This is a genomic window from Bacteroidota bacterium (assembly GCA_020161395.1).
GTDB lineage: Bacteria > Bacteroidota > Ignavibacteria > Ignavibacteriales > Ignavibacteriaceae > UTCHB3.
Genome location: JAIUOE010000002.1, coordinates 472,433 through 486,303 on the forward strand (window position 1 = coordinate 472,433; position 13,871 = coordinate 486,303).

The 13,871-nt window shown below is 43.2% G+C and carries 9 protein-coding genes; 2 read left to right on the top strand and 7 right to left on the bottom strand.

Translation table 11 applies throughout. From position 1 onward, the window contains the following. Both LCH52_04590 and LCH52_04595 read left to right on the top strand, forming a co-directional pair. Entirely contained in the window at nucleotides 1-1,062 is a 1,062-nt protein-coding gene (locus LCH52_04590; GenBank protein MCA0387752.1) for an MlaD family protein, read from the top strand. Further along, on the top strand, nucleotides 1,059-2,021 hold the full coding sequence (locus LCH52_04595) for a hypothetical protein (GenBank protein ID MCA0387753.1): 963 nt from the start codon (nucleotides 1,059-1,061) through the stop codon (nucleotides 2,019-2,021). The genes LCH52_04590 and LCH52_04595 overlap by 4 nt, the downstream gene beginning before the upstream one ends. Here LCH52_04595 and gltX read toward each other — a convergent pair. The 7 genes from gltX to LCH52_04630 all read right to left on the bottom strand — a co-directional run bounded on the left by gltX (nucleotide 2,011) and on the right by LCH52_04630 (nucleotide 13,864). After that, entirely contained in the window at nucleotides 2,011-3,471 is a 1,461-nt protein-coding gene (gene gltX / locus LCH52_04600; GenBank protein ID MCA0387754.1) for a glutamate--tRNA ligase, read from the bottom strand. The two genes, LCH52_04595 and gltX, sit on opposite strands and share 11 nt — an antisense overlap. A gap of 30 nt (nucleotides 3,472-3,501) precedes the next feature. Continuing rightward, a complete protein-coding gene (locus tag LCH52_04605; GenBank protein ID MCA0387755.1) occupies nucleotides 3,502-5,874 on the bottom strand; it encodes a response regulator in 2,373 nt (790 codons plus the stop codon). A gap of 83 nt (nucleotides 5,875-5,957) precedes the next feature. Then, nucleotides 5,958-6,935 carry a MoxR family ATPase gene (locus LCH52_04610; protein MCA0387756.1) on the bottom strand — a complete coding sequence of 326 codons (978 nt, stop codon included), beginning with the start codon at nucleotides 6,933-6,935 and terminating at the stop codon, nucleotides 5,958-5,960. Between the two features lie 10 nt (nucleotides 6,936-6,945). Beyond that, the gene (locus LCH52_04615) at nucleotides 6,946-8,220 is read right to left on the bottom strand and encodes a peptidylprolyl isomerase (GenBank protein MCA0387757.1); all 1,275 of its coding nucleotides are present in this window, start codon (nucleotides 8,218-8,220) and stop codon (nucleotides 6,946-6,948) included. A gap of 25 nt (nucleotides 8,221-8,245) precedes the next feature. After that, the gene (locus tag LCH52_04620) at nucleotides 8,246-10,237 is read right to left on the bottom strand and encodes a peptidylprolyl isomerase (GenBank protein MCA0387758.1); all 1,992 of its coding nucleotides are present in this window, start codon (nucleotides 10,235-10,237) and stop codon (nucleotides 8,246-8,248) included. Nucleotides 10,238-10,388: 151 nt separating this feature from the next. Further along, nucleotides 10,389-12,140: a S8 family peptidase gene (locus tag LCH52_04625; protein MCA0387759.1), complete on the bottom strand. Its 1,752-nt coding sequence runs from the start codon at nucleotides 12,138-12,140 to the stop codon at nucleotides 10,389-10,391. Continuing rightward, nucleotides 12,140-13,864 carry a S8 family peptidase gene (locus tag LCH52_04630; GenBank protein ID MCA0387760.1) on the bottom strand — a complete coding sequence of 575 codons (1,725 nt, stop codon included), beginning with the start codon at nucleotides 13,862-13,864 and terminating at the stop codon, nucleotides 12,140-12,142. Before LCH52_04630 ends, LCH52_04625 begins: the two co-directional genes overlap by 1 nt. Nucleotides 13,865-13,871 lie beyond the last annotated feature (7 nt).

Below are 13,871 nucleotides of genomic sequence, written 5' to 3' on the forward strand. Positions count from 1 at the left end.
ATGTCAAAATTACGATATACAAAGATCCTTGTGATCTCATTCATTGCACTCGCTGTTTTTGCCGTGGCAAGTCTCACTCTTTCCATCCTGATCAGTGAGAAGGTTTTTTCCACCAAACTTAACTTTCGGGCAAAATTTTCTGATGCTACCGGTTTGAAAGGGAATGTCCCTGTTATCTTTAAAGGTTTTAAGATTGGCTACCTCAATAATCTTACTCTTGGAGCTGATAACAATATTTATGCCGATCTGAACATCTATGAGGACTACAGAAATCTCATCAGAGACAACTGCATTCTCTATAAAAATGTGAATTTCATTACTTCAGTTACAAATATCCTCCTTCTCACAGGTACGGGAAAAAGCAGACTCCTCGAGCAGGGTTCCATGATTCCGGGTTTTGATACACGGGAGGGTAAAGCCATGCAAAGGCTTCACAATGTGGAATATCAGGGAGAGGTGATAAATGCCTTCATGTTCAAGATAGAAGCATTTTTGGATGAAGTAAATCCACAGATTTCCCCCGGTGCCGGGGAGGCAAATTCCGGTATAATGAATGCACTTAAATCGATTGATTCAACCTTCGGGAAGATTAACTCGATTATCACCAATGTTGACAAAACTGTTGCTATGGTGAAAGACGGTCTTGCCGGAAGCAAGTCAGGTGTTTTTGGCGGTATGGCACAACTCGACAACCTTATGAGCGAACTTGTTGCCACCACAAAGAATGCCCGCGGTCTGATGGGGAGGCTCGATGCCACATTGGTCAATTATCAGAGACCTGACAGCCTTGCAATCAAAATGATTGACCCTACCGGAGAAACTTTCCTGAAGCCCGTGAAGACCTCTCTCAACTCAATAAACGAGCTTCTTCCTGAAATCAATAAACTCCTTGTGTATTCAAATGACCAGACTACTAATTTATCCCTGATTCAGGAAAAAATAAAAAAAGTGCTCGATGATCTTCAGGTCACACTTCAGATTATTAATAAGAACCCGATTATAAATTTTGGCACAAACATCAACAACAAAAAAGTTGAGCAGGGAAAGAAGAGGCCAAGATGAAAAAAATTCTTCTCTTTTTAGCTCTGGTTTCTCCCCTCTTTCTGTCGGGTTGCTTCTCTTCAACAGTGATTGATGAACAGAAGACAGCATCGCAAAGTGACGGGGACGATTTCTTCAACCTCGCAAACGACCTGATAAACCGGAACAAAACGGGTCCGGCTCTTATTTCCCTTGATGAGGCTTTCAACAGCTATTCACTTCTCGATGATGTTTCCGGGAAAACAAAAGTTCTTCTAAAAAAGGCAAACATCTACGCTTCGATGGGTGATTACAAAAAGGGAGACAGCATCCTCTCAGCGGAGTTTCTTTTATTGCCCGGCAGAAGTGATTCGATAAATTACCTTAATTCCCTCTCGGAATACTACTACACTTCGCAAAGATATGACAGTGTTATAGCCCTTTCGAAGAAATTCAAGGAACAGTATTTTTCCTCTTCACTCGCTCTTATTTCAACAGCTTATCTTGCGCTTTCAAAATTTGCAGTTAAAGCTGATTACGGGATCGAACTGACGAATCTCAACAGTGCTTTTGTTGCTTTCGACCGTGATTCCCGATACCCGGGTGACCAGCTGGCCTTTTCATACTACACACGGGCGTTTATTGCTTTGGCGGAAGGTAAAACCGAAGAGGCTTCGTTCTGGGGTGGAAAGGCGTATGATCAGGACTTGAATAATGAAGACTATCTCGCCATAGCTTATGATTTGGAATTCCTCGGAAAGGTAGCTGAGAAGAAGGGTAATCCCGATAAGGCATCCGGTTATTTCAAACGGGCATCTGATTCTTACTTTGCACTCGGTATTGAGGAGCCAGCAATCGTCTGCGAGGTGAAAAGCCTCATTCACCGGTTAAATACAAAAGGCGATAATCCATTTCTGAAAAATCGCCTCAAATTTCTTAAGGACAGAATAAAAGATCCAAACCTGCTGGGTGAGATCGAAAAAATCGTCCCTAAACAGTAAGTTTTTTACTTCCCGTTTCAATTCGGAAAAGCACTTCATCTTTTCCAAGAGCATCGAGTATCTCGAACAGTCCTGGACCCGATGACACTCCGGATACCAGAAGCCTTACGGGGTGTATCAGCTTTCCTGCTCCGACACCGTTTTCCTCTGCTGCGCTTCTGAGAGCTGTTTCCCAGTCTTCCTTGGAAGGTGCATCCATTGCATTTATTTTTGCAGAATAAGCCTCCATCAATTTTGGAGTATCTTCCTTCCAACCCTTTTGAACACCCTTTTCTTCATACGAATCGGGACGGGAGAAGAAATATGGTGCATTTACGGGAATCTCTTTTATGAACTTCACTCTTTCCTTCATACATGAAACGACCTTGGTCAGATAATCTTCAGTAATTTTTTCTGTCAAAGTCATCTCCTGAGCTATCAGTTCTTCGCGGAGCAGACGGGCAAGTTCGTTATCAGTCTTCGATCTCAAATGTTCCGCATTCAGCCAGTCGAGTTTCTCGAGATTAAAAACGGCACCCGATTTGTTTATTCTCTCGAGCGAAAATGAAGCGATCAGTTCATCCATATTATAGAATTCCCTGTCGTCACCGGCATTCCAGCCCAAAAGGGAGATAAAATTGATCAATGCCTCTTTCAGATATCCTTTGGCACGGTAGTCTTCAACCGCCACATCACCCTGTCTCTTGCTCAGCTTTGAACGATCGGGATTCAGAAGAAGCGGCAGATGTGCAAATACAGGCACTTCCCAACCGAATGCTTCATAGAGGAGCACATGCTTAGGAGTCGAGGGCAACCATTCTTCACCGCGAATGGTGTGTGTAATCTTCATCAGGTGGTCATCAACCACATTAGCGAGGTGATATGTCGGAAATCCGTCACTTTTTATCAGAACCTGATCGTCTATAATTGAAGTATCAAAATCGATATTTCCTCTTATAATATCCTTTACGAGTACTTTGCTGCCGTGTCTGACATTCATACGAACAACATAGGGGATACCCGAAGCAAGTTTTTCTGTCACTTCCTCTTTGGAAAGCTTCAGGCAGTGTTTGTCGTAAACAGTCTGTTCGTTCCGGGCTTTTTGAGCCTCTCTCAGAGTGTCGAGTCTCTCTTTGGAGCAGAAACAGTAGTAGGCATGTCCCGACTCGAGAAGTTTGTCCGTGTGTTCTTTGTAGATGTGCGGCCGTTCCGACTGTGTGTAGGGCCCGTACTCACCCTCGATTCCCGGACCTTCATCATAATGCAGGCCCGACCACTCGAGAGTTGAAATAAGATTTTCCACGGCTCCGGGAACATACCGCGTGCGATCGGTGTCCTCAATTCTGAGGATAAACTTTCCACCCGATTGTCTGGCGAAAAGGTAGTTGTAAAGTGCGGTTCTTAGTCCCCCGATGTGTAAATAACCGGTAGGGCTGGGGGCAAACCTTACCCTTGGGTATTCTGATATCATTTAACGCTTTATTCCTGTAGAATTCACCGGTTAAGCCGGATTGTTTGTATATTTCTTTACTTTTTCAATAAACTCAACGCTGTCGATCGGTTTTGGGATATAATCTGTTGCACCGGCGTCAATACATTTTTCGCGGTCACCTTTCATTGCGAATGCAGTAAGAGCGATTATCGGAGTATCTTTATACTCGGGCATCTGTCTAACCCGTTCGGTCGCTTCAAAACCGTTCATGACCGGCATCTGCATATCCATCAGGATGATGTCATATTTCATCTTTTTAGCCTGTTCCACAGCCTCGGCGCCATTTTCACAAACCGTTACATTATTGAAACCGTTCTTTCTGAGAAGACGGGTAACAATAATCTGAGAGTGTTTGTAATCTTCCACAAGAAGAATTACGGGACCTGTTGGCTCGGGAGCTGCTGCTGCCTGACCTGTGCCACCTGAAGCGGCACCACCGGTATTCGAAACAGGTTCGGTTCTGTTAACCATTCTGCTTATTGTATCAGCGAGGTCTTCAATTTTCGTACTTTTTTTGTCGAGAAGCTCTGTGAAAAGTCCGTTAATCTTTGCGAGGTCTTCCTCATAATTCTCTTTGCCGGTGTAAATAATGATCGGCAGACTTGCAAAACGGGAGTTTGATTTAATCTCTTTTATCAGCTCAAAACCGTTCATCTGAGGCATGTCGAGATCGACTATCGCCAGATCGAGGTCCATGTTGGCAATCTTTGCAGGTACTTCGTATGAGAAGTTTTCAGCGACAGGATTGAAACCTGCCGACTGTATCGCCTCTTTTACAAGATTTAGAGTGTTCAGGTCATCATCCACGCAGAGGACATTGGCATCGCGCCTCAATTTGTAGCTCGTCAGCACTTCAACAAGGTCTTTATAGCTGATCGGTTTTACAAAATACTCTACCGATCCCATCAAAAACGCCTTTTGCTGCTCGGCTTCGACTGAACAGACAATCACAGGCGTATGTCTGTGAAGCTTGTTTTCCCTGATTTTCCGGAGGAGTTCGAGCCCGTTTATATCGGGAAGTGTAACATTAGTAATGATCGAAAGGAAACTTTCATTCTCAAGAATCTGCAATGCCTTCAAGCCGGCATTTACGATTGTGGGTTCATATCCCCATTTGTTGAGATAATTGCTGAGAAGTTTCGAAGTGGCGTAATCATCTTCAATGACAAGAACACGGTTGTTCTGGCTTGCGGGTTTGGGAAGTGATTCCATCTGGCTTGCAAACATCGAACTGCCGGTAAGCAGAAGATTTATGGAAATACTGACTCCCTGTCCACTCTCCTTGCCAATTATGAGTTCACCTTTAAGGCTCTCAATGTATCTTTTGGCAAGATTGAGCGAGAGAGCTGAAACGCTGGTCAGTTTTCCTCTGCCGTCATGAATCTGGCTGATCCGGAATGCATCCTTCAGTTTCTCAGGAGGCATCATTAGTCCCGAATGATATACCTTGATTGTCAGAATCCCACTCAAGGATTCGGTAGCTGTTACTTCGATTCTGCCGTAAGGATTTTCATTCAACAAAAATGCAAGGATGGATGAGATTGCAGTTTTAAGTTTCTGTTGATCAGATTCAATTTCCTTAGGCACTGCTTCACCTATTGCAAACTGGAGTGAGGTAACATTGGCATCTGTTTTTTCTTTGAAACTTTTCTCGATTTCATCCAAAAGTCCCTTCAGTTCGAAAGGAGCATTCTGGACAACCGCACTTCCCGCGGCAACCTTTGAAATATCGATCAAATCATTAAGCAGACTGGATATCTTCTGAGCGTTATCCTTTATCAGCTTGACATACTCTGTCTGAACAGAACTCAATTTGTCATCATAAAGAAGCGATGCAAAGCCAAGAATGCTGTTTGCAGGAGTCCGAAGATCATTCGAAACATCGAGCAACAGTTTATTTATTGATGAATCGGAAGTGTAGGTGACGAATTTCGCGGAGCTCAACACTATCAGCAAAAATTTCCCGAGAACTTCTATATTATCAATGTCACTTTGACTGAAAGGCGACTTCCGGGTCAGTTTCAAAACGAACTGTTCCTCTGAATTCCCCTTCATTTTCAGGCATCCCTCGTACACCAGGAAATCGGTTGACTGAATCTGACATTTTTTGTCAATATCAAAAGAAGAAACACCCGATGAAGTGTCGTGAAGCTTGCAGACACCACAGACTGATTCACTTCCGATGACAAGGCTCTTTTTTACATTGTCAGACTTGCCAATTAGCACCAGTTTATCGTTTACAGGTTTGAAAAGGGCGGCGGAGTAAAACTCAAATTCAGCAGAGATGAAGTTGCATAACTGATTCAGGAGGTTTTCCCCCGTGCTGTCAGACTGAAACAACTGATTTATTGATTTAAACAAGGATATGATATTCGATTGCATCAGGCATACCGGGGTTCATTAATGAATTACATCAAGAACACAAATTAAACAGAAATTTAGAGAAAAAAAAGTACACTATGAATTTAAACTGTTTCAATCAGTTTTTTTACAATATCCACCGAGGTTATACCCTCCGCTTCCGCACTGAAATTAGGGATAATCCTGTGCCGCAGTATCGGATTGAGTACCGACTTTACATCATCTTTGTTGGGGGTAAACCTTCCATACAACACAGCTCTGGTTTTTGCTGCAAGTATAAGATATTGTGAGGCTCTCGGGCCCGCTCCCCATCTTACCCATTCCTTGATGAACTGAGGTGAATCGGGAGTTCCCGGTCTGGTACTGTGAACTATTTTTGCTGCGTACTCGATAATGTTATCAGCTACCGGTACCGAACGAATCAGCGACTGATAAGAGAGTAATTCGGAAGCAGAAATAACAGGACTGACCACCGGCATAAATGCACTTGTGGTCGATTTGATTATCTCAACCTCTTCATCGTAAGAAGGATAATCGAGCCACAAATTAAACATAAACCTGTCGAGTTGTGCTTCAGGAAGAGGATATGTCCCCTCCTGTTCAATAGGGTTTTGTGTGGCAAGAACAAAAAAAGGTGTTTCAAGAGAATAAGTCTTCCCGGCAACCGTCACTTTATATTCCTGCATTGCTTCGAGAAGTGCCGCCTGGGTTTTTGGCGGAGTTCTGTTTATCTCATCGGCAAGAATCACATTCGAAAAGACCGGTCCGGGAATGAAACGGAATTCACGCCGTCTGGTAATCGGATCTTCCTCAATGATGTCGGTACCTGTAATATCAGAGGGCATCAAATCAGGTGTGAACTGAATCCTGCCAAATTTCAGGTCTGTGGCTTCAGCCACCGTTTTGATAAGAAGAGTTTTTGCGAGACCGGGAACCCCAACCAGCAGACAGTGACCGCGGGAAAGGAGTGAAATTAGAAGCTGTTCGACGATGTCTGTCTGACCGACAATTACCTTGCCGATTTCAGCTTTAACTGTGTTAAACTTCTCGTTAATCTCCCGTACGAGTGTTACTTCGTCCAATTCAACCCCTTTATTTGATCTCCCAAAAGATTTTTGTTTTCAAATCATTCAACCATTCCTGCTCAAGTCTCTTCTGCTTGTACATGACTGCCAATTCCTTAATCTCATCATAATCTATTTCAAGGTTTGGCTCGTGTCTCGGAATTCTTGAATCAAGCTTTACTATGTGATAGCCATATTCATCCTGTCCGTAATCGATTCTTTTAGGGAAACTTATTTCGCCCTCTTTGATTCTGGCTACCGTTTCCTTTAAAGCAGCATCCAGTTTATCAATAAAGAATGTGCCGAGTACACCACCCGATTTGGAGGTTCTCTGATCCTGGCTGTATTTTTTGGCGTAAAACTTAAAATCACCTTTGTCTCTGACCAGGGTATCACGAAGATCGGTGAGGAAATTGATCAGTTCATAATCTGTCTGTTCATCAGGTTTTACTCTCACAAGGATGTGACGAGTCTTAATCTGCTCACCTCTCCGGTCGAGTAACTGTATGATGTGGTATCCGGCAGGAGATTCAATCACACCTGACATTTCACCAACTCTCAGTCTGAATGCCACCGACTCATATTCGGGGAAGAGCATACCTCTTGCCGTAAATCCGATATCACCACCATTGACGGCACTTCCCGGATCATCTGAATATCTCTTTGCAAGTTCTCCAAAATCAGCACCGTTTTTCAACGAATCGAGGAGTTTGTTGGCAAAATCAACAGCAATTTTCATGATCCGTTCCGACTTGGAGGGGGAACGGAAGATATGTGAGATTTTTACCTTTTCAGGGGTTGTGCCGAGACTGTCGCGATACTTCGCAAAAAACTCTTCCACTTCCCTTCTGCTTACTTCGATTGTGCCAAACTTTTTATCCTGAGCTTTTTTCATCAGCAGATTCTTCTCGATCTCGGGCTCAAGTTCTTTTTTGATCTGTGCCATCGACTTGTTGTATGTTTTCTCGACCGCTTCCTCGGAACCGAACTGCTTTATAAGCTGAGAAACCTGATAAGTCATATACTGATCAATTTCGGGTTTGGTTACGATTATCGAATCGAGAATCGCATAAGCATAGAGAAGTTTTTCCTCTATCATACTGTTAAGCACTGCAGCAAGAAAAGCAGGATTGTCAGGATTTTCACCTGTCCTCTTTGCTTCAATGGCAGCACGGAGCGAAACTTCACTCTGGAGAATAACATCATTGTCAACAATTGCTGCAATTTTTTCTGCAACCTCTTGTGAAAAAAGTGTTCCCCCTCCGAAAAGGAGAAGGAACACCAGTAAAGCTTTTTTAAGCATTAATAGTCTCTGTATAAAATAATTGTTAGTTCTTGAAGGCTTCTTTCAATGCATCATAGAAATAGACCGGTTTATATTTCGCTTTGAGCGAATTGATATAAACATTCTCAAGATTTTTCTGTTCCTGCTCATTGTAACCGCTTAATACTTCCGGTTTTGCTTCCTCGTAAGTCTTAGTGCGGCTTTTGTCTTTTTTGTAAACTTTGATGATCGAGAAACCACCGTCAATGCTGAATGGAGCGGTAATAAATCCCTCAGGGTGTTTATTAGCTTCCTGATAGAGGTTGTTGAAGTTAACATCCTGAAGTGGATGTTTCCCCATTTTGCCTCTCATGTTGCTTCTTTCGGTGTATTTGCCGGCGAGTGACTCGAAGTCAGCTCCGGAAATTGCTTCTTTGTAGATTGATTTCGCAAGTGAATCGGTTTTAACAAAAATTTCACCAAATTCAACTCTGTCGGGCCAGTTGTATCCTGCTTTGTGAGCATCGTAGTACTGAACGAGGTATGTGCTGTCGCTTTTTATTTTGTTCCAAACCTCCAGTTCCTGAAGTTTGAAAATATAGATACCGTTTCTGTAGTCTTCCATCAGTCTGGCGAAATCTTCATTTCTTTTCGGCAGATATTTTGCATCTATTTCGAGAACCTTGTCGTTCGCCATCTTCACAGCACCTTCACTCAGCATGCTAAAAGTGAAAGGTTTACTTATGAATTCGAATCTTTTGTTCATGTTGGCTACAAGCGAATCGAGCGGGTATGTCACATTTTCAATAGTGAAGGCAACGGAATCTTTGTAGTCGTTTCTCCACTCTGCATTAAAATAACCTTTGGTAATGTCGACTGTGTCACCGATCGATTCGAGAAGGGCAAACAACTGTTCGTTTTCAGTGAAATTGTATCTGTCTCTGGTTTTCTTCAGGAGTTCGGCATATTCGTTGTTATACCTGATCTGGCGGTACATTTTCTTCAGGTTTTCTTTGTCTTCGTCAAAGGAAGGATAAGGTTTGATCTCGGTGACCATGATCAGATGAAGACCGTAACCTGTTTTTACTACAGGGGAAAGCTGACCAAGTTTCAGGTTGAATGCCGCTTCATCAAACTCGGGTACCATCATTCTTCTCTCAAAAAACCCGAGGTCACCTCCGGATGATTTTGATCCAGGATCATCTGAATAAACTCTTGCCAGATCGCTGAAATTCTCACCGTTTTTCAATCTCTGAACAACTGTATCCATTCTTGCTGTAGCATATGCAGTATCCTGATTACCGTTCGGATCAAGATAATTGATGAGTATGTGACTTGCCCTGATCTGCGGAACTCTGTCTCTGATCTCGGTTACTTTAATCAGATGGTAGCCAAACCTTGTAGTCACCACTCCAGGATACACCTGACCGGGTGCGAGTGTATAGGCTGCATCTTCAAATTCAGGAACGATCATTCCCGAAGTGATATAATAAATATCTCCGCCATTTTTGGCACTGTATTCGTCTTTTGAAAATTCGGCAGCCAGTTTCTCAAAACTTTCACCTGCATTTATTCTTTTTAAGAGTCCCTCAAGCAACAACTTGGGTTCCTCTGAATCCAATGAATCAGGTCTGGTCATAATATGACTTACTCTGAGTTCTTTTTTTCTTCTTTCCCACATCTGTTTAACTGCGGGCTCTATCAATTCTTTCTCAACAATGTAGGTCTGACCAACCTGTTTGAGGTAATCATCAAGTTCCTGATTCATTGCCTGATCTTTATCGAATCCCCTTTCGACACCATCCAGAAGTTTCATTTTGAAATTGGTATAAACCTCAAGGAAATTTTTCAGTTTTTCCTGATCATCTTTCCTTGCGTTTTCAACCCCGCCAACTGTCTTGGCATATGCTCTTTCAAATTCAGAAAGTGTAACTTTATTGTTTTGTTTGTTCGCTCCGGTGAATTCAGCCACTGCGGTCTGTCCACCACCTGAACATGCTGAAAGGAAAAATCCGGCAAGTAATGTCAAGCTAATAAACAATGTTTTTTTCAACATTAACGGCTCCCGATTATTTACAGATTACCCGGAACTCTCTCCGGGTCTGTTCTATTTATGGTTTATAAATGATTGTTTTATTTAATAATTATAAAAAATCGTGACAACAATGTTACCGAATTGCAGGCTCAAAATCAAGGTTAATAAAAAGTTACTTTGAAAGAACAATCTTTACAACTTTTGAGCTTTTCGAGGTTTTTAATTTTACAAAATAGACTCCCGAATTCAATCCACCAGCTTCAACATCAATTGTGTGTCTGCCGGGTTCGAAAAATCCTCTCCCGAGTCTTTTTACTTTCTCGCCCGTCGCATTATAAAGATCTATCGTCAGTTCGGATATCGATGACAATTCAAAATCAATTTTCGTTGAGGGGTTGAAAGGATTCGGGTAATTTCCGTAAACTCTTATGTCTGAAGGCGTTTGAGCCGCATCATCGATGTTCATGGCAGGAATTGAGTTCAATGCTGCAAGTCCGTTTATGATCCCCCAGCCATACTCTCTGTTTGGATTCGAAGCGTTGTCTGCTGTCGAGCAAAGCGAGTTCGCAAGTTCCACAGGAGAGATGTTTGGTCTTTGGGAAAGGATGAGTGCCCCCACACCGGCAGCCAAAGGACATGAGAACGAGGTACCTGAAGATTGTGAATATCCATTCAGTGTATAAGAACTCGCAACCCTGACTCCCTGACCCATCGCCATTATATCCGGTTTTATGCGACCGTCAACTGTCAAACCGACGCTTGAGAAATATGCCCGTGCACGGGATGCATCGACAGCACCAACTGAGATAACACTGTCACCATCTGCTGGTGCACCAAGAGTATTGTGAGTTGCATCCATTCCTTCATTACCGGCAGAAACAAAAACAGCTATCCCTTTTGAAACAGCGAGGTCAGCAGCTCTTGTGATTCTTGCCGTGTTTCCATCCATATCCTGCCATGTGTAACTCTGAAACGGAGGGTCATACTCAAGGTATCCAAGCGATGATGTTGCCAAATCGGCACCGAGGCTGTCTGCCCACTCGATACCTGCTATCCAGTTGTCCTCTTCTATTGGAGTTTCACTGTCGGTATTTTCAGTCTTGGCAAGGAGATAAGAGGCACCATATGCAGGACCGATCAGTTTCCCCGGTTTGTATCCGCCAATTGCCGAGAGTACATTCGTTCCGTGACTGCCGCTTCCCATATCAAGACTGTCACCAACACCACCGTCGTTGTTCACAAAATCCCATTTGTCCAAAATTGTCATTTGCGAAAACGATTCATGCTGCAAATTGTTAAAACCGGCATCCAGAACACAAATAGTTACACCCGCACCTGTGACACCGAGGTTGTGCATCGCCGGCACCGACATCATCTGATTTTGTGTCAGGCTCTGACCGTAATCAAGATCAAATTTATCTTTATTGTCAAGGATCATTTTTGTCTGATCAACAGAAGGAGCCTCGATAAGGTCACTAGAATACTTCTTGGAAAACCGCACAACAAGATCAATATGACTCACAAAAGGAAGTTTTTCAATCTTCAGTACTTCCGACTTTGCAACATACATGCTGACACTGTTCAGCCATTTTGACTTTCCTTTTACCTGCAACCCCATCTTCTGAAACTCGTCGATGTATCCGGAATAAACCGGCAGGTCGGTTTCGTCAATTAAATTTTGCTCGCTCTTGAATTTTCGTCTTCTTTCAATCGATTTTTGTGTAACCACAAGTGAAGGGTTTTTAAGGTACTTTTCGGTGGAAGGACCCTTGTCCTTGAAAAAGACCCAGCAGAGAACGGAGTCTGTGTCAGACATCCTTCCAACGACCGTCTCCATCGATCTGGACAGTTTTGAAGTGGAATAATTTCCCTGAAATGCAATCAGAACAAGGAAAAGGAAAGGGATGAGAGAAAGTTTTTTCATTATTTCAGTAAACTTAATTTTTGTGTGTAAATTCTATTGCCGTCATTCAATAAAAGAAAATAATTTCCTGAAGAAAGTCCGGAAGCGTCCAACTGTATTTTACCCGTTCCGGCTGAATATGTTCCTTCTGTTACCATTTTAACCAGTTCTCCGGATGAATTATAAAGCTTTAGCGAAATAAATTTTTCAACCGGAAGTGTAAACTGAATGGTAGTTACCGGGTTAAAGGGATTTGGATAATTTCCGAGAAGTATGATGTCTGAGGGGACAGCACTTTTGCCGTCCTCAAGACCTGATGGGACATTATCAATCGCTGCAACAGCATTCATTATTCCCCAGCCCATCAACCTGTCGGGTGAGTTTGGCTGAGAAGCAGTATTCCGTAAAATCTGTCTGATCTGGATTGGATCCAGATTCGGGTTCTTTTGAAGCATGAGAGCAGCTATTCCTGCTGCAATCGGACATGCAAGCGAAGTTCCTGAAGTGTAGGTGTATGAGGTTCTACCCCCTGGTGCAGCAGCATAAACCGAAGATCCAACCGCCATCATGTCAGGTTTTATTCTTCCGTCAAAAGTCAATCCAACGCTGCTGAAACCTGATCTGGCTCCCTGTGCTGTTATGGAACCGATCGAAATTACAGAATCACCGTCTGCTGGTGCTGCGAGAGTATTCTGCGTCGCGTGAAAACCGTTGTTCCCGGCACTGTTGAATACAACAATTCCTTTTGACACCGCGAGATCGGCTCCCTTTGTAATGCGGGCAGTATTTCCATCCATATCCTGCCAGGTATAACTGGTAAACGGAGGGTCAAAATCGAGATAAACAAGTGAAGTGGAAGTGACATCTACACCAATTGAATCAGCCCACTCGGCAGCGGCAATCCAGAAATCCTCTTCTGCAGGTGTTTCTGAATCGGTATTCTCGGTTTTCGCAAGAAGGTAATTTGCCCTGTAAGCAGTTCCGATCAGCTTGCCCGGCTTGTAACCACCAATTACAGAAAGTGTGGAAGTGCCATGAGAACCGTTTCCCATACCACCATCGCCAACATCGGGGTCGTTGTTTACGAAATCCCATGTGGAAACTATCCTGAGTGAATCATACACCTCGTGAGCAAGATTGTTAAATCCCGCATCCATCAGACAAATAAAAATACCTGATCCGTCATATCCCATATTATGTGCGGCAGGGATCTGCTGAGGAGCAAGCTGGGCAAGTGATTCACCATAATCAAGCGCACTGGTAGTCTGATTAAAGAAATTTCCGTTAAAAAATGAATTATCAGTTTCTTTGCTAACCTTGGAAGCGGTTCGTCCCTTGGCAACAGGACTGATTTTCTTCACAAAATTCTTTTCTGCAAGTTGAATCAGCATATTTCTGTCAGCATTTACAGTGACCGAATTAAACCATTTTGATTTGCTTGTTATTCTGATTCCCGATGCTTCCAAATCCTGCAAGTATCCCATCCACAGCGGAAGATCGGTCTCATTTATGGCATTACCTCTGAGAGCCCGTCTTTCAATCGATCTTTTGCTCAGAAATGATTCCGGGTTCGAAAGCATGTTCAGGTTTTCACCTTTGTCGACAAGATCCACCCATACCTTTACCGATCCGGTATTCCCATGGTTTGCCAGCCAGCCATTCAGTTCGGGGGAGAACTTTCCGGCGATGCTGCCTTGAGAGTAAGCCAGTACAGGAAAAATAACGATCAGAAAAAACTTTTTCATCTTGCTT